The organism is Actinoallomurus acanthiterrae (assembly GCF_054775715.1).
Genome location: NZ_BAAHCO010000001.1, coordinates 12,463,548 through 12,488,654 on the forward strand (window position 1 = coordinate 12,463,548; position 25,107 = coordinate 12,488,654).

At 70.6% G+C, this 25,107-nt stretch carries 21 protein-coding genes and 1 tRNA gene; 16 read left to right on the plus strand and 6 right to left on the minus strand.

Annotated elements, in window-relative coordinates:
- The first annotated feature begins 100 nt into the window (after positions 1-100).
- The 3 genes from ACYVF7_RS58860 to ACYVF7_RS58870 all read left to right on the plus strand — a co-directional run bounded on the left by ACYVF7_RS58860 (position 101) and on the right by ACYVF7_RS58870 (position 2,889).
- Positions 101-1,189 (plus strand): alpha/beta fold hydrolase, encoded by a 1,089-nt coding sequence (locus ACYVF7_RS58860; RefSeq protein ID WP_460357487.1) that lies wholly within the window; start codon positions 101-103, stop codon positions 1,187-1,189.
- A 102-nt stretch (positions 1,190-1,291) separates the two neighbouring features.
- Entirely contained in the window at positions 1,292-1,870 is a 579-nt protein-coding gene (locus ACYVF7_RS58865) for an RNA polymerase sigma factor (protein ID WP_460357490.1), read from the plus strand.
- On the plus strand, positions 1,867-2,889 hold the full coding sequence (locus ACYVF7_RS58870; RefSeq protein WP_460357492.1) for a CU044_5270 family protein: 1,023 nt from the start codon (positions 1,867-1,869) through the stop codon (positions 2,887-2,889). The genes ACYVF7_RS58865 and ACYVF7_RS58870 overlap by 4 nt, the downstream gene beginning before the upstream one ends.
- A gap of 137 nt (positions 2,890-3,026) precedes the next feature.
- On the opposite strand, the gene ACYVF7_RS58875 is transcribed toward ACYVF7_RS58870, so the two are convergent.
- The 4 genes from ACYVF7_RS58875 to ACYVF7_RS58890 all read right to left on the minus strand — a co-directional run bounded on the left by ACYVF7_RS58875 (position 3,027) and on the right by ACYVF7_RS58890 (position 6,732).
- A complete protein-coding gene (locus ACYVF7_RS58875) occupies positions 3,027-4,256 on the minus strand; it encodes a hypothetical protein (protein WP_460357494.1) in 1,230 nt (409 codons plus the stop codon).
- A gap of 44 nt (positions 4,257-4,300) precedes the next feature.
- The gene (locus ACYVF7_RS58880) at positions 4,301-5,284 is read right to left on the minus strand and encodes a CU044_5270 family protein (protein ID WP_460357496.1); all 984 of its coding nucleotides are present in this window, start codon (positions 5,282-5,284) and stop codon (positions 4,301-4,303) included.
- Positions 5,284-5,841, minus strand: a complete 558-nt coding sequence (locus tag ACYVF7_RS58885; protein WP_460357499.1) for an RNA polymerase sigma factor — start codon at positions 5,839-5,841, stop codon at positions 5,284-5,286. Before ACYVF7_RS58885 ends, ACYVF7_RS58880 begins: the two co-directional genes overlap by 1 nt.
- Positions 5,842-5,976: 135 nt before the next feature.
- Positions 5,977-6,732, minus strand: coding sequence for a sulfite exporter TauE/SafE family protein (locus tag ACYVF7_RS58890; protein ID WP_460358614.1), 756 nt, complete (start codon positions 6,730-6,732; stop codon positions 5,977-5,979).
- A 234-nt stretch (positions 6,733-6,966) separates the two neighbouring features.
- Between ACYVF7_RS58890 and ACYVF7_RS58895 the strand changes: the two genes are divergently transcribed.
- The 5 genes from ACYVF7_RS58895 (at position 6,967) to ACYVF7_RS58915 (ending at position 12,694) form a co-directional block, all read left to right on the plus strand.
- On the plus strand, positions 6,967-7,515 hold the full coding sequence (locus ACYVF7_RS58895) for a MerR family transcriptional regulator (RefSeq protein ID WP_460357502.1): 549 nt from the start codon (positions 6,967-6,969) through the stop codon (positions 7,513-7,515).
- On the plus strand, positions 7,403-7,657 hold the full coding sequence (trxA, locus tag ACYVF7_RS58900; RefSeq protein WP_460358616.1) for a thioredoxin: 255 nt from the start codon (positions 7,403-7,405) through the stop codon (positions 7,655-7,657). The genes ACYVF7_RS58895 and trxA overlap by 113 nt, the downstream gene beginning before the upstream one ends.
- Before the next feature lie 131 nt (positions 7,658-7,788).
- The gene (locus ACYVF7_RS58905) at positions 7,789-8,556 is read left to right on the plus strand and encodes an SDR family oxidoreductase (RefSeq protein WP_460357505.1); all 768 of its coding nucleotides are present in this window, start codon (positions 7,789-7,791) and stop codon (positions 8,554-8,556) included.
- Between the two features lie 77 nt (positions 8,557-8,633).
- Positions 8,634-11,456, plus strand: a complete 2,823-nt coding sequence (locus ACYVF7_RS58910) for a BTAD domain-containing putative transcriptional regulator (RefSeq protein ID WP_460357508.1) — start codon at positions 8,634-8,636, stop codon at positions 11,454-11,456.
- Positions 11,457-11,491: 35 nt separating this feature from the next.
- Positions 11,492-12,694: an FAD-dependent monooxygenase gene (locus ACYVF7_RS58915; RefSeq protein ID WP_460357510.1), complete on the plus strand. Its 1,203-nt coding sequence runs from the start codon at positions 11,492-11,494 to the stop codon at positions 12,692-12,694.
- Positions 12,695-12,698: 4 nt separating this feature from the next.
- Here ACYVF7_RS58915 and ACYVF7_RS58920 read toward each other — a convergent pair whose 3' ends face one another.
- Entirely contained in the window at positions 12,699-14,312 is a 1,614-nt protein-coding gene (locus ACYVF7_RS58920; RefSeq protein ID WP_460357512.1) for an amidohydrolase, read from the minus strand.
- A gap of 125 nt (positions 14,313-14,437) precedes the next feature.
- On the opposite strand from ACYVF7_RS58920, the gene ACYVF7_RS58925 reads away from it, so the two are divergent.
- Positions 14,438-15,415 carry an Lrp/AsnC family transcriptional regulator gene (locus ACYVF7_RS58925; protein WP_460357514.1) on the plus strand — a complete coding sequence of 326 codons (978 nt, stop codon included), beginning with the start codon at positions 14,438-14,440 and terminating at the stop codon, positions 15,413-15,415.
- Between the two features lie 307 nt (positions 15,416-15,722).
- Here the strand turns inward: ACYVF7_RS58925 and ACYVF7_RS58930 are convergent.
- Positions 15,723-15,805: transfer RNA gene (locus ACYVF7_RS58930), tRNA-Leu, on the minus strand.
- A 107-nt stretch (positions 15,806-15,912) separates the two neighbouring features.
- Between ACYVF7_RS58930 and ACYVF7_RS58935 the strand changes: the two genes are divergently transcribed.
- From ACYVF7_RS58935 to pknB, 7 genes are read left to right on the plus strand one after another with little or no spacing between them, the layout of a single operon-like run.
- Entirely contained in the window at positions 15,913-16,653 is a 741-nt protein-coding gene (locus ACYVF7_RS58935) for a DUF3662 and FHA domain-containing protein (protein WP_360882403.1), read from the plus strand.
- An 11-nt stretch (positions 16,654-16,664) separates the two neighbouring features.
- Positions 16,665-17,150, plus strand: coding sequence for an FHA domain-containing protein FhaB/FipA (locus ACYVF7_RS58940; RefSeq protein ID WP_433179104.1), 486 nt, complete (start codon positions 16,665-16,667; stop codon positions 17,148-17,150).
- The gene (locus ACYVF7_RS58945; protein WP_460357517.1) at positions 17,147-18,703 is read left to right on the plus strand and encodes a PP2C family protein-serine/threonine phosphatase; all 1,557 of its coding nucleotides are present in this window, start codon (positions 17,147-17,149) and stop codon (positions 18,701-18,703) included. Before ACYVF7_RS58940 ends, ACYVF7_RS58945 begins: the two co-directional genes overlap by 4 nt.
- The gene (locus ACYVF7_RS58950) at positions 18,703-20,199 is read left to right on the plus strand and encodes an FtsW/RodA/SpoVE family cell cycle protein (protein WP_460357519.1); all 1,497 of its coding nucleotides are present in this window, start codon (positions 18,703-18,705) and stop codon (positions 20,197-20,199) included. Before ACYVF7_RS58945 ends, ACYVF7_RS58950 begins: the two co-directional genes overlap by 1 nt.
- A complete protein-coding gene (locus ACYVF7_RS58955; RefSeq protein WP_460357521.1) occupies positions 20,196-21,638 on the plus strand; it encodes a peptidoglycan D,D-transpeptidase FtsI family protein in 1,443 nt (480 codons plus the stop codon). The genes ACYVF7_RS58950 and ACYVF7_RS58955 overlap by 4 nt, the downstream gene beginning before the upstream one ends.
- 2 nt (positions 21,639-21,640) lie before the next feature.
- Positions 21,641-23,101: a protein kinase domain-containing protein gene (locus tag ACYVF7_RS58960; RefSeq protein WP_460357523.1), complete on the plus strand. Its 1,461-nt coding sequence runs from the start codon at positions 21,641-21,643 to the stop codon at positions 23,099-23,101.
- Between the two features lie 42 nt (positions 23,102-23,143).
- Positions 23,144-24,931, plus strand: coding sequence for a Stk1 family PASTA domain-containing Ser/Thr kinase (pknB, locus tag ACYVF7_RS58965; protein WP_460357526.1), 1,788 nt, complete (start codon positions 23,144-23,146; stop codon positions 24,929-24,931).
- The last annotated feature ends 176 nt before the right edge of the window (positions 24,932-25,107 follow it).

The following is a 25,107-nucleotide window of genomic DNA, read 5'->3' on the forward strand; positions in this document are numbered from 1 at the left end:
GTCGATCCGGCCCCTCTCTTTGACGATGCCTTCACCATGACCCAAACTGGAGTTAGGGGCCACCGTAAAGAGCTGGGAGCGGCAACGGGCGGAGGTGGCCATGTCGTTCACGGAAATCACCAAGGTGCTGGGCAGGCACACCTGGTGGCCGAACGGATCTCCCGAGGGGCCGAACGTCGGGCAGCCGGATCTCCGGACGCCGACGATCACCGCCGATGACGGCGTCCGGCTGCACGTCGAGGTGCAGGAGGCCGCCGAGGCCAGGGTGACCGTCGTCTTCTGCCACGGGTTCCTGCTCAACTCCACCAGCTGGCACATCCAGCGGGACGCGCTGGGCGGCCGGGCCCGCGCCGTGCTCTGGGACCTCCGCGGGCACGGCCGATCCGGCTGGGGGGATCCACCGAACGCCACCATCGACCAACTGGGCCGCGATCTGTACTCGGTGCTCGAGGCGACCGCGCGGGAGGGGCCGGTCGTCCTGGTCGGCCACTCGATGGGCGGTATGGCGATCCTCGGGCTCGCCGAGGCGCACCCGGAGCTGTTCGGCGAGCGAATCGCCGGCGTGCTCCTCGCGGCGACCTCCTCCGGCGACCTGTCCTCCGTGACGATCGGGCTGCCCGAGCGCACGGCCCGCGTCCTGCACCGCATGGTCCCCGTCACGCTGGCCACGCTCCGCTACCAGGCCCGGCTGGTGGACGCCGCCCGGCGACCGCTCGGCGGGATGTCCTTCCTGCTGACCCGGTCGTACCTGTTCGGCGCCCGCGTGTCGAAGGAGGTCGCCGAGGTCACCACCCGGCTGATGAGCTCCGTCCCCATCGAGGTGATCGCCGACTTCTACAAGGAGCTCATCACGTACGACAAACGGGCCGCGCTGCCCGCGCTCGGGCGCGTGCCCGTGCTCGTCATGGTCGGCGACCGGGACCTGATCACGCCCGTACGGCACGCCGAGGCCCTCGCCGCCGAGATCCCCGGCGCCGAGCTCGCGGTGATCCCCGGCGCCGGGCACCTGCTGACCCTCGAACGCGCCGCCGACGTCAACGGGCACCTGTGGGCCCTCCTCCGGCGCGCCACCGGCGTCGAACCGCCCGCCGAGCCCACCGTCGTCAACGGCCAGGATCCGGCCCCGCACCTCCGCCCTGAGCGCAAACCCCTGCTCAGACGGCGGGAGAAGGGCCGCCGGAGGAGCTGATCCGTCCCGTACGCGACGCTCGGGGAAGCGGCGTCACCGGCTACGGCAACAACAGGTGACACCCCCCACCCGAGAGGGTCGCATGACCGAGACGAGAAGCCCGTGAGCGCCGAGACCGACGCCGAGGTGATCAAGGCCTCGCTGCGCGAACCGGAGCGGTTCGCGGCCCTGTACGACCGGCATCACGCGACGATCCACCGGTACCTCGCCCGGCGGCTCGGCCGCGACGAGGCCGACGATCTGATGGCCGAGACGTTCCTGATCGCCTTCCGGCAGCGGGACCGCTACGACCTGGCGTTCCCGAACGCCCGGCCCTGGCTCTACGGCATCGCCACCCACCTGGTCGGACGGCACCACCGGGCGGAGGACCGCTTCTGGCGGCTCATCGCCAGGACCGGCGTCGACCCGGCGGTCGAGTCCCCGAGCGAGCGCGTCACCGAGCGCGTCAGCGCGCAGGGCATGCGCCGCGAGCTCGCGGCGGCGCTCGCCAGGCTGCCGCGCGGACAGCGCGACGTCCTGCTGCTCACCGCCGCCGGTGGCCTGTCCGCCGACGAGATCGCCTCCGCCCTCGGCGTCGCCAAGGGCACCGTCCACTCCCGGCTCAACCGCGCCCGTAAGAAGACCCGCGACGCGCTCGGCGGCACCGACCCCCGGACCGTCGGAGAAGGAGTTCACCCGTGAACGAGCTCGAGCGCATGTGCGCCGAAGTCCCGCCGCCCGGCCCCACCGCGGTGATCGAAGGCCGCCGCCGCCTCCTCGACGCCGCTCAGGCCGCTCAGGCCGTTCCGGCGACGAGGCCGTCGCGCCGGCCGTTCCGGCTGCCCCGTACGGGCGTCCGGCTGGCCGTCGTCGGCGCCCTCGCGGTCACGATCGCCGCCGGTGTCACGATCGCGCAGAACGTCGGCGGCACCGACGGTCACGGCCACCCGCGCCCGGTGCTCCCCATCATCCCCGCCGGGCCGGTCGCCAACGCCGAGGACCTGCTGAAGCGCGCCGCCGGCGCCGCGGACGCGCAGCCGTTCGCGCCCCGCCCGGACCAGTGGATCTACGTGGAGTCCCACCAGCGCTTCCCCGCGATCGGAACCCGTGTGAACACCCCGAAGACGCCGCTCGTGAACTTCACCGAGCGCACGTGGTGGCGTGCCGACGGCAAGCAGATCGCCCGCGCGCAGGAGGGCCACTACGGCGACGGCAAGGTCCGGATCGAGAACGGCAACGGGCTCTGGAAGCACAACTATCCGCTGCTCGCCGCCCTGCCGACCGACCCGGCGGCCCTCGACGCCTTTGTCGCCTCCCACGAGTTCATCGGTGGCCTGAAGCCGCGAAACGCGGAGGAGCGTGCGGTCGCGCTCTACGGCCAGTACTGCGCCATCCTGCGCAACGGGGTGGCACCGCCCAAGATCGTCGCGGCGGTCTACCGGGCGATCGCCCGCCTGCCCGGTGTCACGCTGCGGAAGAACACCGTCGACCTGGCGGGACGTCCGGCCATCGCGGTGGGACGCGTCGAGGAGGGATACCTGTTCCGGGAGATCCTGATCGATCCCAAGACGTACGCCTATCTCGGCGAACGCGACGTCGCCATCAAGGACCGCGCGGCCACGATCACGGACGGCAGATGGACGATCAAGAAGGGCGCCATCCTCGACCTTGAGACGCACGCCACCCCGAAGATCGTCGATCGGCCGGGCCAGCGTCCCTGACCCGGTCTCCCAAGCGACGATCGTGTACGCCTACGGCCTCGAGCCTTGACCGCCTGGTCCGGGGGTGGCGAGACGTGCGTCTCGGCCCCCCGGACTCGCCGACACGGGATCGGCTCGGTGCGGCGCCGGGAGGTGGGTCAGGGCCCGGTGCGGGCGATGAACGGCCGCATGGCGTGCTCATCGCCGGACGCGCCCACCGCCCACAGTCCGCCGCCAGGAATGGGCGCCAGTGCGGTGATGGACGCCATGCCGGGCGCGGGGACCGGCGCGGGCGTCCAGCCGGCCGCGGTCCAGCGTCGGGCATACGCCTCGTACGTGGTGTCGAGGGGCGAGTAGGTGTCGCCGACCGAGAGGACCGTACGGCCGTCGGTGGCGATATCGAGTAGATCGCCGCGTTCGTCGGGCGCCTGGGTGTCGGCCCACGTGGCACCGTCCCAGTGGAAGATCAGTGGACGGCGGATGTCCTGCCCGTCCGGGACGCGCTGGCCCACGCCGGCGATCCACACGTCGTCGCCGGCGACCGCCCGGACCCGGACGACCCGTTTGGCCCACATGGCGTTGGCCGGCTCGGGGAATCGCTTCCAGCCGTGGCCGTTCCAGTGCAGGAGCAGTATCCGCTCGGCGTGGGCGTCGTCGCCGGCGTAGTCCGTGCCCGCGACCCAGACGTCCTGCGATCCACGCGCGTCGATGCCGCCGATGTCGAAGCTGTCGCCCATCGCGGGCAACATGACGAGTTGCCACCGTGAGCCGTCCCAGTGCTGGACGAAACCCTGGGTCCTCCCTGTCGTGCCGTTCCACGCCGATCCGGACAGCCAGACGTCGTTGGCGCCGACGGCCTTGATCCCCGAGTCGTAGTAGCCGTCCGTGCCCGGGATCGACACGGGTGACGTCCGTGTCCATGCCTGGCCGTCCCAGTGGAGGACTCCGCAGTCCGCCGCCGCCCATACGTTCCGAGGTCCCGACGCGCTGACAGAGTTGATCCGCCCCAGGTCGGGGACCGCCACCTGACGCCACGAGGTGCCGTCCCAATGCAGGGCCAGCGAGGGGAGACCGAGGTCATCGCACTCGTCCGCCTTGACGGCCCGCGACCGGCCGGTGGCGGCGAACAGTCTCTTGGCCTTGGCGGCGGCCGCCTCGTCCTTGACGGTGAAGCCCACGGCCCACGCGTCGTCGCGACTCACCGCCGTGACGCCGCCCAGATTGGCCCGGCCCTGGACCGGTACATCGTTCAACCGCCATTGCGGTGTCGCCCCGGTCGCCGATGACCCTGCGTTGCTCAGCGGGTCGCCCGACGCGGCCGGTGCGGCCGCCAGCAGGGTGGCCGCCGCGATCGCCAGGACCCCTGCGGCGTTCTGTCGAATGGCCATGATCGTCCTCTCTCGGATGTCGTCTGCTGTGATCTCACGAGCCGCTACCGGCGCCCCGGCTTGTCGACGAGCTTCACGACGGTCCGGAGCCGGGAGCTCACGAGGGCTCCCGCCGGCGGGACGCGGTAGTCGGCCGGATCGCCGGCCCACCGCTCCCAGGCCTCGCGCTTGGCCGCGGGCATCCCCGCGGGCGGTTGCGGGCGCTTCTTCTGGACACCGTCGCTCACCACCCGCTCGCCCAGGTACCGATAAGTCCCCGGGTCGAAGAGGATCTCCGCAGTGTGGGGTAGCGACAGCCCGACGGCGGGCTCTCCCACGGCGTCCCGTGCCTTGTCGACGCGGATTCCGGGCAGGGTCGCCAGCGCCCGGTACAGCGCGGACTGCACCTTCGGCGGCGCCCCCAGCGGGGAGTTCCACAGCAGCTCGCCGGCGTTGGCGAACGCCCGCTCGTCGGGCGAATCGGCGCCGTCCGGGGAAAGTCCCGGCTGGCCGCGCAGGGCGGCCAGCATCTTCCGGGGCTCGGTCGGCAGCCCGGCGAGGCGGCGCCACGCGCCCAACGGCGTGTAGACCTCGGGTTCGGGGGTCGTCGGACCGCTGACGACGATCCGCCCACCGATCCGGCTCGCGTCCTGCCGGCCGTCGAGTCGTATCCAGGCCTCGTCCTTGTAGACGTGGTTCTTGCGCTTGGGGTCGTAGCCGGCGAACCGGTAATAGACCCACTGGTTCGGCTGGGGAGCCAGGGCCGGCTGCCGCTCCGCGTTCCGCGCGGCGTTGGTCAGCACCTCCTGCGCGGCACTCAGGCGGATCGATCGCGGCGTGGTGGGATCGCCCGATCCACCGCTGCCCACGGTCAACACGGCCACGGTGGCCGCCGCCGCGCCCAGCGCGACACCGGCGGCCCAGAACGGCGCCGCGCGTCGCGTACGGCCGCGCGTCCCCCTGACCACGCGTTCGCGTCCGGCGGCGAGGGCCGACGGCGTGGGCCTGGGCTCGGTGAACAACTGCTTCACGACCTCGATCTCCTTCATCAGTTCTCCTTCGTGGGGTTCACGCCACCGAGGACACGGCGCAGTTCTCGCTTGGCCCGGTTGAGGCGGGAGCCGACGGTCCCGCTGGGAACGCCGAGGGCCTCGGCGACCTCCTGGTAGCTGAGCCCACCCAGCGCGGTCAGGAACAGCACGTCGCGGTCGGTCTGGGACAGGCCGTTGATGGCCCGCGCCAACTCCGGGCCGGCCCGCTGGGCCGCCACGCGGGCGGCCACATGGTCTTCATGACCGTCGGTCGCGTGCTCGGCGCTCACCCGGGACAGGGCCTTGAGCCGGCGCCCCTCACTGCGCCGATGGCGGGACACGACCTTCGTCGCGATCCCGTACAGCCAGGGCTTGACGGCTCCGCGGTCCGGGTCGAAGGTCGCCCTCTTGCGGAACGCGACCAGGAAGACATCGGCGGTCAGGTCGTCGGCGGACTCCCGTCCCAGGCGACCGGCGATGTACCGATGGATGTCCTCGGCGTACCGGTCGTACAGGTCGGTGAACCACTCGGGGTCGTCCCGGCTGCGGGGAGCGGTCTCTGATTCAACGGGCATCGGCTTCCTCCGGGGTGGCGGTCACCCGGTACTCGCCCGCAGCCGTGATCTTCTTCATCTCACGCCATGGCGCGCCGGCAGGACCCCGTCAGCGAGGCCGCGTCCGCACGGGCTTCGCCACGCGGGTCGGCGCGGTCAGCCGGAGACGAGTTTGACGATCGCCACCACACCCACGCAGACGATCACACCGCGCAGGATCGGCGCCGGGAAGCGGCGGCCCAGGCGCGCGCCCAGGTAGCCGCCGATCATCGACCCCAGCGCCACGAGCGCCACGGCCCACCAGTCGACCTTGGCGACCAGGATGTACAGCACGGCCGCCGTGGCGTTCACCAGCAAGGTGAGGGCGTTCTTGGCCGCGTTGATCCGTTGCAGGTGCTCGTCGAGGAAGATGCCGAGCAGGCCGACCAGCAGCACGCCCTGGGCCGCGCCGAAGTAGCCCCCGTAGACGCCGCCGGCGAACACGCCCAGCAGGAGCCATGGTCCGCCGTGCGCGCGCCGGGGCCGGTCGGACAGCCAGCGGCTGAGGCGGGGCTGGATGAGGACCATGACGCAGGACAGTCCGATCAGCACCGTGACGACGGCGGTGAACGCCTGCGCGGGCAGGTTCAGCAGCAGCAAGCCGCCGATCAGTGAACCCAGCACCGAGGCGGGGGCCAGCCGGGCGAGGCGGCCGCGCTGTCCCGCGAGCTCGGCGCGGTATCCCAGGACTCCGGTGACCCCGCCGGGGACCAGGCCGATGTTGTTCGAGACGTTCGCGGTGATGGGGGGCAGGCCCACGGCGAGCAGCGTCGGGAATGTGATCAATGATCCCGATCCGACGATCGCGTTGATGGTGCCGGCCGCGATCCCCGCCGCGAGCACCGCGACCATCGCCCAGGGACGGCTGGACATCGCGAACAGGGTGCCGCATCCCGCGACGAGGACGATCGAGCCGACGCCCACGAGCGCCCGGCGAACGGGGGATCTCATGGCTCTCGACTCTAGACCCCATCTTGCGATACAAGACGACCGTCTCATATATCGATACGGGCGGCCTCCCGCGTACGATCCGGGCACCGGGCGGCTTGACCTTGACGCCGGTGTGAAGGGTTACCGTCGCGGACGGCCGTCGATCAGGGAGGGTCGATGCGGATCGGTGAGCTGGCCGAGCGGGCCGGGGTGAGCACGCGGGCGCTCCGCTACTACGAGCAGCAGGGGCTGCTCCCCGCGCGCCGTAGCGCGAACGGCTATCGGGAGTACGACGAGTCGGACCTCCGTCTGGTGGTGGAGATCCGCTCGCTGCTGACGGCGGGATTCACGCTGGAGGACGCCCGGCCGTTCGTGGACTGCCTGCGGTCAGGCCAGTCGACCGGTTCCGCGTGCCCGGAGTCGGTCGCCGTCTACCGGCGCAAGCTCTCCGAGATCGACGCCGAGATCCGCGACCTGATCAGGCGGCGGATCGACGTGGCCGACCAACTGGCGCGGGCCTGCCCGGGCTGCGCCCTTTTCCCGGAGGGAACAGATGATCACGCTGACCAGCGAGAACTTCGACGAGCACGTGCTCCGCGGCGAGACGCCGATACTGGTCGACTTCTGGGCGGAGTGGTGCCCTCCGTGCAAGATGATCGCCCCGATCCTGGAGCAGATCGAGACGGAGTACGGCGACCGCCTCCGGATCGCCAAGATCAACGGTGACGAGAACCCGGAGATCGTGGAGCGCTACGGCGTCATGGGCTTCCCCACACTGAACCTCTACCGCGACGGCCAGGTGGTCCAGCAGATCATGGGCGCCCGCTCCAAGCGCCGCCTGATCGCCGACCTGGCCGGTCACATCTAAGGCAAGCGATCGACCCCTCACACCCTCCTCGACGCGGTGAGCGCGCGGTGAGCGGGCGGTGAGGGGTCCCCGCCACTGTTGCCTCATCGCCGGATCCACCGAGGGCCGGCCACTGAGTGAGGAGCAGGGCGATGGGCATGCTGACCGGCAAGACGGCGCTGGTGACGGGTGGCTCGCGGGGGATCGGCCGGGCGGTCGCGCTGCGGCTGGCCGCCGAGGGCGCGCTGGTCGCCGTCCACTACGGCGGCAACGACGCGGCGGCCAAGGAGACCGTGGCGCGGATCGAGGAGGCGGGCGGCCGGGCGTTCACCGTCCAGGCGCGGTTCGGCGACGACGGCGCGGTGGACCGGCTGTTCGAGGGCCTGACCGCGGGGCTGGCGAGACGCGGGCTGGACATCCTGGTCAACAACGCGGGCATCAGCTCGGTCAGCCCGATCGCGCAGATCACCCCCGAAGAGCTCGACCGGCTGCTCACGATCAACGTCACCACGCCGTTCTTCGTGGTCCAGCGCGCGCTGCCACTGCTGAACGACGGCGGCCGCGTCATCAACATGGGCTCGACGGCCAGCCGGTTCGCGGTCTCCACGCAGATCGGCTACACGATCAGCAAGGCGGCCCTGGAGTCGATGGCGCCGTCACTGGCCAACGAGCTCGGCCGGCGCGGCATCACCGTGAACACGGTCGCGCCCGGCGCGGTGCGGACCGACATGACCGCGGGCTACACCTCGATCCCCGAGATGGTCGCCGGACTCGAGGCGATCACCGCGCTCGGGCGGCTCGGGGAGCCGGAGGACGTCGCCGACGTCGTCGGGTTCCTGGCGGGCCCGCAGGGGCGGTGGGTGACCGGCCAGACCATCGACGTCTCGGGCGGGACCTACCTCGGCCCGATCGCCCCCTGATGGACGGACCCGCAGGCCCGCCCACAGCGGTGGATAATCACCGGCATGCGGTTCGGAATCCTCGGCGAGACCCGGGCATGGCACGACGACGGAGCCGAGGTTCCGCTGGGCAGGCCCGCCGCGCGCTGCTGACCCTGCTGCTCGTACGCCCCGGTGAGGTCGTGTCGGCCGACCGGCTGGGCGACGAGATCGACCCGGACGGGGCGCTGTCGGCACACGCGCTGCAGTCCCAGGTGTCCCGGCTCCGTACGGCCCTAGGCTCCGAGGCCGCGATCGAGCGGGCCGGGGCGGGCTACCGGATCGTGGTCCCACCGGACGACGTGGACGCCTGCCGGTTCGAGCGGCTGGCGCAGGAGGGCCGGGCGGCGTTGCGGGACGGCGACGCGGAACGCGCGGTCACGCTGCTGCGCGACGCGCTGGAGCTGTGGCGGGGCCCCGCGCTGGCCGACATCGCCGAGGGCGAGACGGCACAGGCCGCCGCCGTACGGCTGGAGGAGGAGCGGCTCGGGGCGCTCGAGGACCGGATCGAGGCCGAGCTGCGGCTCGGCGAGAACCGCGTCCCCGAGTTGCGCGAACTGGTCGGCCGCCACCCGCTCCGGGAACGATCTGCGGCGCTGCTGATGCGGGCGCTGGCCGCCGAGGGCGGGCAGGCCGAGGCCCTCGTCGTGTTCGAGGACACGAGACGGCGTCTGGCCGACGAACTAGGCGCCGACCCCTCGGCCGAGCTGACCGCGCTGCACCGTGAACTGCTGAGCGCCGATCCGTCGCCGTCGCCCGCCGCGCCGCCCGTCCCACTGACGGCCTTCGTGGGCCGCGACGACGAGGTGTCGGAGGTCGCCGACCTGCTGCGCGTGGCCCGGCTGGTCACGCTGATCGGCCCGGGCGGCGTCGGCAAGACCCGGCTGTCCGTCGAGGTCGCCGGTGCCGTGACCGACGAGGTCTGCTTCGTCGAGCTGGCGCCGCTGCGCGACGGCGCGGGGCTGCCGCAGGCGCTGCTGGGCGCGCTCGGCCTGCGCGAGAACGGGCTCCACCTGGGAAGCGGCGGGCAGGCGCCGCTGGACCGGCTGATCACCGCGCTGTCGGACCGCGTGCTCCTGCTCGTCCTGGACAACTGCGAGCACGTCGTCGACGACGCCGCCGCGCTCGCCGCGCGGCTGCTGGCGACCTGCCCGCGCCTGCGCGTCCTCGCCACGAGCCGCGAGCCGCTCGGCGTCATCGGCGAGCACCTCACGCAGGTGCGGCCGCTCGACGACCAGGCCGCCGTGCGTCTCTTCACCGACCGCGCCCAGGCCGTCCAGCGCGGTTTCACCGCCGGCCCCGACGTCGTACGGCGGATCTGCGCGGCCCTCGACGACCTGCCGCTGGCGATCGAGCTCGCGGCGGCCCGGCTGCGGACGCTGCACGTCGACGACCTCGCGGCACGGCTGGACGACCGGCTCGGTGTCGCGGCGCGCGGCAGCCGCGGAGTCGACGACCGGCATCGGACGCTGCGCGCGGTGGTCGCCTGGAGCTGGGACCTGCTCTCCGAGCCCGAGCAACGGGCCGCGCGCAGGTTCTCCGTCTTCGCCGGGGGCGCGACGGCCGAGTCCGCCGTACGCGTCTGCGACACCGACCCCGACACGCTGGAGTCGCTGCTCGACAAGTCGCTCCTGGAGTTCGCGGGCGGCCGCTACCGGATGCTGGAGACGATCCGCGCCTACGCCGCCGAACGCCTCGATGCGTCACAGGAAGGCGAGTCGGTACGGCGCGTACACGCCCGGCATCTCCTGGAGCTGGTGCGGACCGCCGATCCGCACCTGCGCCGGGCCGAACAGCTGGAGTGGCTGCCCGTCCTCGCGGCCGAGCACGGCGACCTCCTCGCGGCCGTGCGCTGGGCGGTCGAGACCAGGGACGTGGAGACGGCCCTCGACCTGATCGCCGCGGCCTCCCACTACCTGTGGATCCGCGGCGCGTCCGCTTCGATCGCGTCCCAGGCGACGGCGTTGCTCGACGCGATCGGCGGCGAGCCCGCCGGTCGCGGCGAGGAGTACGCGATGTGCGTGCTGGCGGCGACCGGGCGGCCGGTCTGGCAACGACACCGTGCCCCGGCCGAGAAGGCCCTCACCGCCGCGTGGTCCGGTGCCGAACCGGGCCGATACCCGGTCGTCCTGCTCATGTGGATGATGCGGAACGCCGGCGACGGCGATGCCCATGGCGCGTTCGCGCTGGTGACGTCCCAGTGCGAACGCTCCGACCCGTGGGTACGAGCGGCCGCGCGGTACGTCTCGGGCTTCGGGGAGAGCGACACCGCGTCGGCCGAGCGCGTCTTCGCCTCGGCCGTGGAGGGGTTCCGCTCGCTCGGTGACCGGTGGGGCACCGCGCTGGCCCTCGACTGGCTCGCAGGCCTGGCGGGCAGGCGCGGGGACCAGGCGACGGCCCTCGCGTTGACCGACGAGGCGCTGGCCCTCACCGAGCGGCTCGGCGCCCTGGAGGACAGCGCCGATCTCCTGGTCAACCGAGGTGATCACCTCCTCGCGCACGACGCGGCGGCGGCGCGCGCCGACTACGAGAAGGCCGCCGGTCTCGCCCGCCGCGCCGGCAGCGCCACCTGCCTGGCGGCGGCCCTGCGCGGACTCGGCGACATCGCGCTGTCGGCAGGGGACCCGGCCGAGGCGGGCCGGCTGTACGACGAGGCACTGGAGCGGCTCGACCCGCACTGGATCAAGAGCGCCGCCAACCGGGTGCGTACGCTCGCCGGGCTCGGCCGCGTCGCCGAGGCGCGCGGCGACCACGCCGCGGCGCGGGCACGGTACGGGGAGGCCGCCGAGTCCGCGGCGGCCGTGATGGGCACGGCCACTCCGGAGTCCCTCCGCGCGATGGGGCTCCCCGAGACCGTCATCGAGGCTGTGAGCGCGCGGTGAGCCGCCGGTGAGCGCTCCCCGCGAAGCTCACCGGCATGAAGAACCTCAACGTCCTGATCTCCGGTGCCTCCGTCGCCGGCCCCGCGCTCGCCTACTGGCTCCACCGCCACGGCTTCACCCCCACGATCGTGGAGCGTGCTCCGGCCCTCCGCGACGGCGGCTACGCCGTCGACTTCCGGGGCGAGGCGCACCTGACGGTCCTGCGCCGCATGGGCATCCTCGCCGACCTCGAACGCGCCCGGACCGGCATGGGCTACATGTCGTACGTCAACGACAAGGGCCGGGCGGTGGCCAAGATGCCCGCCGACCTGTTCGCCGGCGACATCGAGATCCTCCGCGGCGACCTGTCCCGCATCCTGTACGACGCGACCAGACAGCACACCGAGTACATCTTCGGCGACTCCATCACCTCGATCACCGAGGACGCCCACGGCGCGCACGTCACCTTCGAGCGCGGCGCCCCGCGCAGGTTCGACCTGGTCATCGGCGCCGACGGCCTGCACTCGAACACCCGCCGCCTGACCTTCGGTCCGGAAGAGCAGTTCGTGAAGCACCTGGGCGTCTACTGCGCGATCTTCACCACGTCCAACCACCTCGGGCTGGACCACACCGGACACGCCTACCGCACCGCGAACCGGCTCGTCGCGCTGTACAGCGCCCGCCACAACACCGAGGCCAAGGCCACGTTCTACTTCGGCTCACCGGACCTGGACCTCGACCGCCGCGACGTGGCGCGACAGCAGACCGTCCTCGCCGAGCGGTTCGCCGGAAACGGCTGGCAGAGCGACCGGCTACTCCACGAGATGCGGTACGCACCCGACTTCTACTTCGACTCGGTCGGCCAGGTCCACATGGACTCCTGGTCGCGCGGCCGGGTCGCCCTGCTCGGCGACGCCGCGTACTGCCCGTCCTCCTTGTCGGGCATGGGCTCGGGCCTCGCCCTCGTCGGCGCGTACGTCCTCGCCGGTGAACTGGCCGCCGCGCAGGGCGACCACCGGGTGGCGTTCGCCCGCTACGAGCAGGAGATGCGGGAGTACGCGAAGGGCTGCCAGAAGATGGGCGACGGCGTCGCCAAACTCATGGTCCCGAGCAGCCGCGCCCTGGCGGCGTTCCTCAACCGCTACTACAAGGTCATGCCCTACCTGCCCGGCAAGAACATGGCCTCCAAGATCGCCCGTAAGGCCGCCGAGAACATCAGCCTCCGGGACTACCGAGCACTCGCCCGCCCGAAGGTGTGACGGTTCAGTGGTCGGCCGAGACGAGAGAGCCGCCGAGGAAGGTATGGGTGGGGTTCAGGTCCCGCAGGACGTCACTCGGGCAGTCGGCGGGTTCGCGGCCCCAGACGGTGAGGTCGGCGAGGCGGCCGGGAGCGAGAAAACCACGCTGGTCGCCCTCACCCAGCAGACGGGCGGCGCGCGTCGTATGCAGCGCCACGGCCTCGTCGAAGGTGATGGCGTGCTCCGGCCCCTGGACGCCGATGACGGTCTGACGGGTGGTCATGCCCCACACCGACCGCATGGCGCCGAACTGGCCGACGGGGAAGTCCGATCCGGCCGCGACCAGGGCACCCTGGTCGAGCCATTCCCGGGCGGGGAAGAGCGCGGCGACCCTTTCGGCGCCCCAGAATCCGAGCTCCACCTCGGCGGTGTCGTGCAGAAGCGGCTGCTGGATGGTGACGGGGACGCCGAGGGCGACGGCGCGGGCGCGCTGTTCCGGGCCGGCCAGGCCGCCGTGCTCCATCACCAGAGTGCCGGCGGGCAGGCCGGGGTTGCGCTGGAGGACGCGTTCGTAGACGTCCAGGAGGACGCGGACCGCGCGGTCGCCGTAGGCGTGGGTGCCGACCCGCCAACCGCGGCGGACCACGGCCTCGACGGCCTCGACCAGCGCGTCGGGCTCCCAGGTCAGCGTTCCAGAGAAGGCGTGGTCGCAGGCGTACGGCTCTTCAGTGGCACCGGCCTCGAGGCCGCCGTCGAGGCCGAACTTGACTCCCCACACCCGCAGCCATGGGTCGGAGCCGTAGCGCCAGTCCTCCATGACGTCGAGCAGGTCCTCCACCTGGGCCGCGCTGCTCAGACCGAGCGCCGAGATCAAGGCCCGCACCCGGGTGCTCAGCGCCCCGGCCTCGCGGGTGGCCAGCAGCATCGCGTAGTCGTCGGGGGTGACCGCGCAGTCGCGCACGGTGCCGATGCCGGTGGCAGCGTACTGGCCGCTCGCCAGGCGCAGCCCGTCGATGCGCCGAGCCCGGTCCGGGGCGGGGAGCAGGCGTTCCACCAGGGGCAGGGCGTTGTCGATCAGCCGTCCGTCGAGCCTGCCGTCGGCATCGCGGCCGATGACACCGCCCGGCGGTACGGGGGTGTCCTCGGTGATGCCCGCCAGGCGCAGGGCGTAGGTGTTGACGACGTCGTTGTGGCCGCCCCGTTTGACCAGGACCGGATGGCGGTCGGTGGCCTGGTCGAGTTCGGCGGCGGTGGGCATCCGCCGCTCGGCCAGGTTGAGTTCCTGCCAGTTGGTGGTGGTACGGATCCACTGCCCCGCGGGGGTGGTCTCGGCCCGTCGGCGGATCAGGTCCAGGAACTCGGCGATGTTACGGGCCTGGTGGACGGGCACGTCGTGCGCGCCGTGTGCGGCGAAGATCAGATGCGTGTGGGTGTCGTCGAACGCGGGCAGGACAGTGGCCTCCGACAGTTCGTAGACCGTGGTCCGCCGGGTCACCCACTCGTCCAGGCCGTCCTGGTCGGATGAGACGGCGACGATGCGGTCACCCCGTACCGCCAGGGCCCGCTGCGGCTGCTGACCGGGCACCAGCGTGTGCACCACCGCACCGCGGATCAGCAGATCCGCACCGTGATCAGTCATGGCTCTCCTACCTCCTCGATCTCGTCTGTCGACCATCCCGTTGTACGAGACCGCGGCAGATTCGAATACATCGAGCGGCCTCTATCGCAGGAAGTACGCCATCAAAGCGGCTTAGAATGCAGATCGTGCGCCACGCGTTGGATGAGACGGATCGCCGGATCGCGGCCGCCCTCCTCCTCTCGCCCCGCGCCTCCTGGCGTGAGCTGGCCCGCTGCCTGGGGCTGTCCGAACGCACCGTCGTCCGTCGTGCCGCACCCCTGTACGGCGACGGCACCCTGCGGGCCACCGCAGTCCGCAACCCCGCGCACTTCCCCGACCTGATCCCCATCGCGGTGCGCATCCGCTGTCGGCCCGCCAAGATCAGCCAGGTGTCCCGCGCCCTGGCCCGTCGCGGCGACACGGTCTGGGTCGACATCCTGGGCGGCGGCAACGAGATTTCCGCGATCTTCTTTCTCGACGGTCCCGACGCCCGCAGCACCCTGCTGCTTCGCGACCTGCCCGCCACCGACGCCGTGGACGCCTGGACCGCACACACCATGCTGCGCGTCTTCCCGACCGCGTTCCGCTGGACCGCCGACCTGCTCTCCCCTCAGGAGACGAGCCAACTCGACCCCGGCCCGGCGACGACACCGCCCGCTCCCCTCGACGGCGACGCCGCCCTGATCGCCGCTTTGACCCAGGACGGCCGGGCCACCTACATCGAGCTCGCCCGTCGCGCCGGCACCACCCCACTCACCGCCCGTCGACGACTCGACGCGCTCCTGCGCGGCCAGGTCCTGCGCATGGCCACCGAGATCGACCTGGCGCTGCTCGGAGCGCACGCCGAGGCGCTGCTGTGGATCACCGTCCAGCCGGGCGCGCTGCACCGGACCGCACAGACCCTCAGCACCCACCCACAGGTACGGTTCACCGCCGCCACCTCCGGCCCCGCCAACCTGCTCATCGCGCTCGCCGCAACCGACCTCGACGCCCTGTACACCTTCCTGACCACCGTCGTCGGCCCGCTGGACGGGATCACCGGCATCGACACCACCCCCCTCCTGCGGACTTTCAAACGCACCGGCCTGCTCCGCACGAACCTGAGCACTCCCCGGCGTGCCTGATTCCGCAGCGGCCGCCCGCGCGGGATGCGACGGGCGGATGCTCGCCATGGTGAAGACGAGCCCACGACAAAGCCACCCGACCGTAGATCTTTAAAAGATGAACAAAACCCAAACGGACAACCGAACCAGAGAAGGGGGGCAAGGGGCGAAGCCCCAAAAAAGCCATCCGACCGAACGCCAGCCACAAGGGGGCGTGGGGGGCGAAGCCCCCCACATCGGGGGTCCGGGGGTCGTCCCCCGGAAGAAATGACGAAGGGGTCAGCGGGAAGGAAGCTCCGCTTCCGACCATACTGACCCCGACACCGAGTGGGCGAGGAGGGATTTGAACCCTCACGTCCTTGCGGACACACGGACCTGAACCGTGCGCGTCTGCCGTTCCGCCACCCGCCCTGGGCGCGTCCAAAGGTTAGCACCATTCCTACCGTGGTCCGAATCGGTTGCTCGGGACGAACCAACGCACAGATACGATCGTCTAGCAGTGGAGAGGGGAGGTGCACGTGGGTGTCCTACAGCGCTTCGAGCGTCGGCTCGAGGGCATGGTCGAGGGTGCCTTCGCGCGGGCGTTCAAGTCGGAGCTCCAGCCCGTCGAGGTCGCCAGCGCCATTCAGCGCGAGATGGACGAACGCGCCGCGATCGTGGCGCAGGGTCGCACGCTGGTGCCGAACGACTTCGTCGTCGAGATCTCACATCCTGACGGTGAGCGGCTCGAGGTGTACGCCGACAGCCTGAGCCAGGAGCTGGCCAATCTCGCGCGGGAGCACGCGAAGGAGCAGGGTTATTCCTTCGTCGGGCCGGTGCGGGTGCGGTTCGAGAACGCCGATGACCTGCGGACGGGGATGTTCCGGATCCGTTCGGGCGTCATCCGTGGCTCGACGGTCGAGGGCGGTGAGATCCGTCAGCCGATGAGTGACATGCCGCCGCCGCCGCGCGGGTTCGCGGGCGGCCGGCCACGACTGTTGGTGAGCACGGAGGGTCAACCGAGTCACACGTACGATCTGACGACCCCGGTGACGCTGCTGGGCCGTGGCACCGATTGTGATCTTCGGCTTGTCGATCCGGGCGTTTCCCGGCACCATGCCGAGATCAGAGTCGAGGGTCCGGAGGTGGTTGCGGTTGATCTAGGGTCGACAAACGGCACTTTCGTGAACGGCCAGCCGATCCGTCGCGTGACGTTGCACGATGGCGCACGTGTGACGCTGGGCCGTACAACCCTGGTGTTCCGCCGCGATAGGGAGTAGCTCCGACTCCGATGAACCAAATCACCCTGACGCTCATGAAGGTGGCGTTCCTAGCCGTGTTGTGGCTGTTCGTCATCGCGGCCGCGGGCGTCATCCGTGCCGACCTGTGGGGTTCGAAGGCCGCCGCGAAGGCAGCGCGGCCCAAGAGCGCTCCCCAGCCCGCCCGGCCGCCTCGGTCGGCGGCGCCGCCGCGCGTCAGGCGAGCGGACCCGACCAAGCTCGTGATCACCGAAGGTGCCCGGGCCGGCACGACGATGGATCTCGTCGGCACGGAGATAACGATGGGTCGTGCCAATGACGTCACGCTGCCTCTCGGAGACGACTACTCTTCGGGGCGGCACGCCCGGCTCTTCTCGCAGAACGGTCAGTGGTTCGTGGAGGATCTCGGTTCGACGAACGGCACCTTCCTCGGGCGCGCCAAGGTGAGCAGGCCGGAACCCGTCCCCGTTGGCGTACCGATCCGCATCGGGAAGACCGTCATAGAGCTGCGCAAATGACCATCGGAATTCGTTTCGCCGCCCGGTCGGACGTCGGCATGCTCCGCGAGGGCAACGAGGACTCGGCGTACGCCGGGCCCCGGTTGCTCGCGGTGGCCGACGGCATGGGCGGCCATGTCGGCGGCGAGATCGCCAGCGCCGCGGCCATCGAGACCCTGAAGCCGCTCGACCACGACGTCCCGCCGCATGAGCTGGTCGGCGTGCTCGAGCAGGCGGTGCATCGCGCCAACGAGACGTTGCACAGCATCGTGGAGGGCGATCCGTCCCTGCAGGGGATGGGCTGCACACTGACCGCGATGCTCTGGAACGGACCGCAGGTCGCCCTCGTCCATATCGGCGACTCGCGCGCGTACCTCCTGAGGAACGGCGAGCTGTTCCAGATCACCCATGACCACACCCTCGTGCAGTCACTCGTCGACGAGGGCCGGATCACCCTGGACGAGGCCGCTTCACACCCGCAGCGTTCCCTGTTGCTGCGGGCGCTCGACGGCCGGGGCGAGGTCGATCCGGACATCTCGCTGCGTGAAGCGCAGATCGGCGACCGCTACCTCCTGTGCTCCGACGGTTTGAGCACGGTGGTGAGCGCGGAGACGGTCCACCACGCGCTGAGCACGGTGCCGGAGCCGGACCAGGCCGTGCGCCAGCTCATCGACCTGGCGAACCGCGGTGGCGGCCCGGACAACATCACGTGCGTGGTGGCCGACGTCGTGGAGCTGGAGCAGTATCCCGGCCCGCCGTCGGCGTCGATCACGGCTGGTGCCGCGCAGAACGCCGGCCGTACGCGGGGCGACGCGGACATGCCGCCGCCCGGTGCGATGGCCGGGGAGACCCCGGCGCAGCGGGCCGCCGCGCTGCGGGACCCGCAGCAGCAGTCCGCGCCCGTGACCGTGGCGGACATGCCGGCGATCGGTCATCAGCCGGACGACACGCTGCCGCAGATGGCGGTGGGGCGGCGACGGCGCCGCTGGCCGTGGCTGGTCGCCGCGGCCGGGGCGGTGGTCCTGCTGGCCGCGGGCGGGTCGTACGTCGCATGGGACACGATCCAGGGGCAGTACTACGTCGCGGCGGACGACGGTCAGGTCGTCATCTACCAGGGGATCAACCAGGACATCCTGGGCTTCAAGCTGTCCCATCTGGAGGAGCGCCCGAACCCCGCGCTGAAGGTCGAGGACCTCACCTCGGACGCCCGCAACTCCGTGTCCCACACGATCGACAATCTCGACAGCCTGGCGAAGGCCCGCAACACCGTCACCAACCTGCGGCAGAAGGTCTGCCACCTGGTCGTGTCCGACAACAAGGGCGCCGTGGCGATCTGGAGGGGCAAGGGCCAGAAGCCGCAGGGCTGCGACGAGAAGGTCCTCGAGACGCCCGATCCGTCGCTGCTCACGAGCCAGCTCCCCAGGCAGGCCAAGGACAGCGTGCACAAGGGCATCGCCGTTTCCGACATCAACCAGGCCCGCGCCAAGGTCAATGATCTGAAGGGCCAAGCCGACCAGTGCAAGGCGCACCCCGCAGCCGACTCCGACTGTCCTAAGCCGAGTAACAAGCACTGATGACTTCCGTAGCCGCCGAACCCGAGGTTCAGATCGCGACCCGCCCCCGGCGGAGCGCCCAGCTGAGCATGCTCGTCTTCGCGATGGTGATCACCATCGCGGGCTTCGCCCAGGTGGGTCTCGCCCGGGACGGCAGTCTGCCCGCCGGCATGTACGGGTACGGCATAGGCCTCGCGATCCTCGCCGCGGGTGCCTATTTCGTCGTCATCCGCTTCGCGCCGTACGCCGATCCGCTGTTGCTTCCGATGGCCGTGTTCCTCAACGGCCTCGGGCTGGCCATGATCTATCGGTTGGACCTCAGGACCAGCGCCGACCAGAAGAAGGCCATCGCCGAGGGCAGGAAGTTCGTCTACTTCGGGCCTTCGACGACCAACCAGCTGATGTGGACCGCGCTCGGCATGATCTTCTTCGCCGTGACGATCCTGGTGCTGAAGGAGATCAAGATCCTTCAGCGCTACATGTACACGATCGGCGCCGTCGGCCTGTTCTTCCTCGCCCTTCCGGGTTTCCTGCCGTCGTCGATCAGTGGCGCGCTGGGCGCGAAGATCTGGATCCGCATCGGCGGTATCTCGATCCAGCCGAGTGAGTTCTCCAAGCTCGCGCTGGTGGCGTTCTTCGCCGGATACCTGGTGAACAAGCGTCAGTCGCTGTCGATCGTGGGCAAGAAGCTCGGTCCGGTGAACCTGCCCCGGGCCCGTGACCTCGGCCCGATCCTCGTCATCTTCGTGATCTGCCTCGGCGTCCTGGCCCTGGAGAACGACTTCGGCACGGCCATCCTGTTCTTCGGGCTGTTCGTCAGCATGCTGTACGTCGCGACCGAGCGCTTCATGTGGGTCATGATCGGCGTACTGCTCCTGGCGCTCGCCTGTCTGGTCGCGCCGGAGATCCCGCACGTCGCACAGCGGATCGACACCTGGCTGGACCCGCAGGCGTACTTCGACGGTGGCTGCCGGATCGGCGGAAAGATCATCAATCAGACGCACGCCGACGTCTGCGCCCGCAAGGGCGGTCAGTACGTCGCGGACAGCAGCCAGCTGATGTTCGGCCTGTTCTCGATGGGACAGGGCGGCGTGCTCGGTACGGGCCTCGGGCAGGGCGAGCCGTGGCGGACCCCACTGTCGTACAGCGACTTCATCTTCACGTCCTTCGGCGAGGAGCTCGGGCTCACCGGCGTCATGGTGATCCTGCTGGCGTACGCGCTGATCGTGCAGCGGGGCATGAAGGCGGCGCTGGCGACGAAGGACAACTTCGCGAAGCTGTTCGCCGGCGGTGTGTCGTTCGTGTTCGCGCTCCAGGTCTTCGTGATCGTCGGCGGTGTCACCAAGCTGATCCCGCTTACCGGTCTGACCACGCCGTTCCTCGCCCAGGGAGGATCCTCCCTGCTCGCCAACTGGATTCTGATCGCCATTCTGATCCGAATCAGTGACACGGCGCGGAGACCCGCGCCGCAGCCGATCCAGGACGAGGGAATGACCCAGGTGGTGAGCACGAGGTGAACAAGCCGCTCCGCAAGGTCGCGGTGGCCGGCCTGCTGTTGATGGTCATTCTGATCATCAACGTGAACTACATCCAGGGGTCGCAGGCGGACAAGCTGCGGACCTCCTCGCTGAACTCCCGCCAGTTCGCGCAGCAGTGGCAGTACAACCGCGGCCCGATCATGGCCGGGAAGGTCACGCTCGCCTACTCCGCCAAGACGGACAAGGACGGGAAGAACTACCAGCGGCACTACAACCAGGGCACGCTGTACTCCCCGATCACCGGCTACGTCAGCGTGTTCAGCCGTACGGGCCTGGAGGGCGCGGAGAACCCCCTGCTGGACGGCACCGACAAGCGGCTGGCCCTGCACAACTGGTTCGACGCCCTGGTCGGCAAGAAGGCCGCCGGCGCGACCGTGCAGACGACGATCGACCCGGACGTGCAGAAGGCGGCCTACAACGGCGTCTCGGACCGGACGATGCGGCGCGGCGCGGCGGTCGCCATCGACGTCAAGACGGGCGCGATCCTGGCGATGGCCTCCTACCCGTCGTACGACACGAACGCCGTCGCCGTCCACGACGGGGACAAGGCGACCAAGGCCTTCGCCGCGCTGAAGAAGAAGCCGGACCCGATGTTGAACTACGCGACCCGCGAGACGTTCGCGCCGGGCTCGTCGTTCAAGATCATCGACTCGGCCGCGGCCATCGAGGGCGGGCTGGGCAACAAGGACTCGGGGTTCGACGCCAACGAGTTCCGCCTGCCCGAGACGGGCAACGTCCTGCACAACTCCGACGGCGACGAGGCAAAGTGCACCGGCTCCCCGGCGTTGATCGACTCGTTCGCGGCGTCCTGCAACTCGACGTTCGCCCGGCTCGCGGTCAAGCTGGGGCAGCAGCGGCTCGGCGCGATGGCGGCCAAGTTCGGCTTCAACAAGCCCACCCAGATCGAGAACGAGGTCTCCAGCGCCACCAGCGTCTACCCGACCAAGCCGATCGGCGGCGACTCCCTGGCCCGCAGCGGCATCGGCCAGGACGTCGTGACCGCGTCGCCGCTGCAGATGGCGATGGTCGCGCAGACGGTGGCCAACAACGGCAAGATGATGAAGCCGTACCTCGTCAAGCGGGTCGTCGCCCAGGACCAGTCCGAGCTGGTGACCGACCAGCCGAAGGAGCTCGGGCAGCCGATCAGCTCCGACACCGCCCAGCAGATCCAGGAGATGATGCGGGCGGTCGTCGATCGCGGTACGGCGGCGAGCACGGTCGGCGGGCAGGACATCGCCGGCAAGACCGGAACGGCCGAAACCGGCGTGAACGGGATTAACGAGAACTGGTTCGTCGGGTTCGCCCCGAAGGACAACCCCAAGATCGCCTTCGCGGTCGTCACCGAGGGGCAGAGCGGGTCGACCGGTGCGAAGTTCTCGGCGCCGATCGCACTGAGAATGGTCCAGGCGGTGCGCTGACGATGACTGCCCCGGACGTCCTGAGCAACCGATACGTGCTGGACGAGCGTCTGGCCGTCGGCGGGATGGGCGAGGTCTGGAAGGCCACCGATCGGCTCCTCGGCCGGCCGGTGGCGGTCAAGCTGCTCAAACAGCAGTACCTCGACGACGAGACCTTCCGGGGCCGCTTCCGCGCGGAGGCGCGGTTCGCCGCCGGGCTGCAGCACGGCGGCATCGCGCAGGTGTACGACTACGGCGAGCAGGACGACCTCGCCTACCTCGTCATGGAGCTCGTGCCGGGCGAGACGCTCTCGCGCATCCTCGCCCGCGACGGGCGGATGTCGGTCGACGCGACGCTGGACGTCATCGGGCAGGCCGCACAGGCCCTCCAGGTCGCCCACTCGGCGGGCATCATCCACCGGGACATCAAGCCCGGCAACCTGATGGTGACCGCCGACGGCACCGTGAAGATCACCGACTTCGGCATCGCGCGCGGCGGCGGGGACTCGTCGATGACCCAGACCGGCATGGTCATGGGCACCGCCCAGTACGTCTCGCCGGAGCAGGCGACGGGCAAGCGGGTGACCCCGGCCGCCGACCTGTACTCCCTCGGCGTCGTCGCGTTCGAATGCCTGTCCGGGCGGCCGCCGTTCGTCGCCGACACGCCGGTCGCGCTCGCGCTCAAGCACGTGCGGGAAGAGCCCCCGCCGCTGCCCGAGTCGATGGCGCACGCCGTCCGCGGCCTGGTCGGCGCGCTGCTGGCCAAGCACCCCGACGACCGTCCGCGCTCGGCGCGCGAGGTGGCCGAGGGCGCCTACGCCATCCGCCACTCGCTCGGCATCGGCGACAACGCCTCGGCCGAAGAGACCGCCGCCGCGCACGGCTGGACGGTCGAGAGCCCGGTCGTCGACCCCTGGTCGGCAGAGGGGCCTGCCTCCCGGCCGTGGTCGGGGGAGGGCCCCGCGTCCCAGCCGTGGTCGCCGGAGGCGTCCTGGACGGCAGAGAGCCCGGTGCCTCATCCCGACGCGGCCGGCTCGGCGACCGAACGGATCGGTGCGGCGCGAACCGGAGGATCCCGGAGGGCTCCCAAGCGCCGTCGCGGGCTCCTCCTCCCTCTGGTGCTCACCGGGGCCACGGCGGCCGTCCTCATCGGCGTCGGCGTGTTCACCGTCGGTGCCCTGTGGAAGGGCCCTGGCCACACTAAGCTCGTCGACGGCAACCGGGTTCAGCCGGTCGGTCGCACCACGCCGACCAGGCACATTCGGGGGCCCCATCTTGGCGAGCCGACGGATCGCCCCGTACCCTCGGGTTCGACCTTCGAACGGACGACCCCCAGCACGTCGCCGAGTTCTACCAAGAGCTCGGCGGCAAGCCCGAAACCGACCAGAACGAGGAGAACCCCGAAACCGACGCCTACCAGGTCGACGGCGGAGCCGCCGCCGACCTCTCCGACGCCGTCGCCTGGCGACAGTTCTCCAGGCTAGGTTCGGAGAGCATGGTGTAGACGACGAGGGAAAGTGCGAGACATGACTCAGCCTCGGCTACTCGGTGGTCGCTACGAGCTCGATGGTGTCATCGGGCGTGGTGGCATGGCCGAGGTCTACCGAGCTCGAGATCTCCGTCTTGATCGAATTGTAGCGATCAAGACGCTGCGGGCCGACCTGGCCCGGGATCCGACTTTTCAGGCGCGGTTCCGCCGGGAGGCGCAGTCCGCGGCATCACTCAACCACCCGTCCGTCATCGCCGTGTACGACACGGGCGAAGACGTCATGGACGGCAACCCGGTCCCGTTCATCGTCATGGAGTACGTCGAGGGCCGCACGCTCCGCGACGTCCTGCGCGACGAGCAGAAGCTGGCGCCCGAGCGGGCCATGGAGATGACGGACGGCATCCTGCGCGCGCTGGACTACAGCCACCGCGGCGGGATCGTGCACCGTGACATCAAGCCGGCCAACGTGATGCTGACCTCCAACAACGAGGTCAAGGTCATGGACTTCGGCATCGCCCGCGCGATGGCCGACTCCGCCGCCACGATGACCGCGACGGCGCAGGTGATCGGCACCGCGCAGTACCTCTCGCCGGAGCAGGCGCGAGGTGAGCGTGTCGACGCCCGCAGTGACCTCTACTCCACCGGCTGTGTGCTGTTCGAGCTGCTCACCGGGCGGCCGCCGTTCCAGGGCGACTCCCCGGTGGCCATCGCCTACCAGCACGTACGGGAAGAGCCGTCGCCGCCGTCGCACTTCGATCCGTCCATCCCCCACTGGGCCGACGCGATCGTCATGAAGGCGCTCACGAAGGACCCGAACTACCGCTACCAGAGCGCGGCCGAGATGCGCGCCGACATCCAGCGCGCTCTGCAGGGCATGCCGGTCTCCGCCCCGACCATGGCGCTGAACGGCGGCACCCAGGTCATGCAGGGCGGGCCGCCGACCCAGGCGGCTCGGCCGACGACGATGGGCTACGACCTGCCCCCGGTGCACTACGGCGAGCCGGAGAGACCGGAGGGCCGCGGCAAGAAGGTCGCGCTCTGGCTGGTCGTCGGCCTGCTCGCGGCGGGCGCGGTGACGGCGCTGTACTTCATGTTCAGCGGCGGGGGCGGCGCGGCGAAGGAGAGCACGACGGTCGCCATCCCCACCGGCATCGTCGGCAACGACCAGGACGCCGCCAAGCAGCAGCTCACGGGCATCGGCATCGTCGACGGCAACATCAAGACCAAGAAGAAGCCGAGCGATCAGGTCGACAGCGGCAAGGTCATCAGCGTCACGCCGAACGAGAACACCAAGATCGATAAGACCAAGCTGGCCACCACCGAGGTCACCTTGGTCGTCTCGACCGGCAAGCCGAAGGTGACAGTGCCCCCGCTCCGCGGCAAGAGCCTGGACGAGGCCAAGAGCGCCCTGGAGAACGCCGGCCTCAAGGTCGGCGACACGCCGAAGCAGAACAGCTCGACCGTTCCCAAGGGCAACGTGATCACTTCGGATCCGACCTCCGGCTCCAAGGTCGCCAAGGACACCGAGGTCGCCCTGACCATCTCCGACGGGCCCGGCAAGACCGTGGTACCGAACGAGGTCGGGAAGCCGGTCGACGAGGCCAAGGCGGACCTGAAGAGCAACGGTTTCAAGGTCCACGTCCAGTTCGTCCCCGCGCAGGAGGGGCAGACCCCGGGCACCGTCCTCCAGCAGAACCCGAACGAGGGCGACACGGCCAACCGCAACAGCACGGTCACATTGATCGTCGCCAAGCAGCAGCAGCAACAACCCCCGCCCAGCCCGGACCCGACGGACACGGGAGGCGGCAACTGGCCGGGCTTCTGACGGAGCATCAGCTAAAAGGCGTCCTCGTCCCCTCCAGGGGCGGGGACGCCGCTCGCTTTTCCAGGCCGTAGGGCCGCCCGTGTGCCCTCAGAGATGTCCTGTGCTGCCTCGGGTGCCGTGAGCGGCTTCAGACACGCCCTGGGGGCGCGCTGGGAGGGCGGCCAGGGTGTGGGCAT